This window comes from Pseudoalteromonas sp. S16_S37, from assembly GCF_014694405.1.
Taxonomy (GTDB): Bacteria; Pseudomonadota; Gammaproteobacteria; order Enterobacterales; family Alteromonadaceae; genus Pseudoalteromonas.
Map to the genome: position 1 here is coordinate 1 of NZ_JAAUWV010000230.1, position 308 is coordinate 308.

Genomic DNA, 308 nt, shown 5'->3' on the forward strand with positions numbered 1-308 from the left:
CAAGACTATATGGCGGGGCTCCGGCATTTTAAGAAAACCATCACTGACTTGAATTGGCAAAATTTGGATGTTAGTGATGTGTTTGAATTTAAATGATTATTTATGGGGATCCCTCAGCATCATAAGGGTTGCCGTGCATGGCATGACAGCATAGGACAAATTGTTCCTTCACCGTCGTTGCTACGCTGGCTTTTACCCCAAACTCGTACGGTTTTGCACTTTTACCTTTCGCGATGCATTCAACGTGCGGCTCATGCAGTGAGTACAGCTTCGATTTACTGAATTTATCTTGCTTGAGCAGTTTTTCA

Annotated in this window: 1 pseudogene; it reads right to left on the reverse strand. The window is 43.2% G+C overall.

Annotated features, from left to right (window positions below):
- Positions 1–118: 118 nt before the first annotated feature.
- Positions 119–308, reverse strand: a pseudogene (locus HC733_RS23340) (IS5/IS1182 family transposase); the annotation flags it as partial.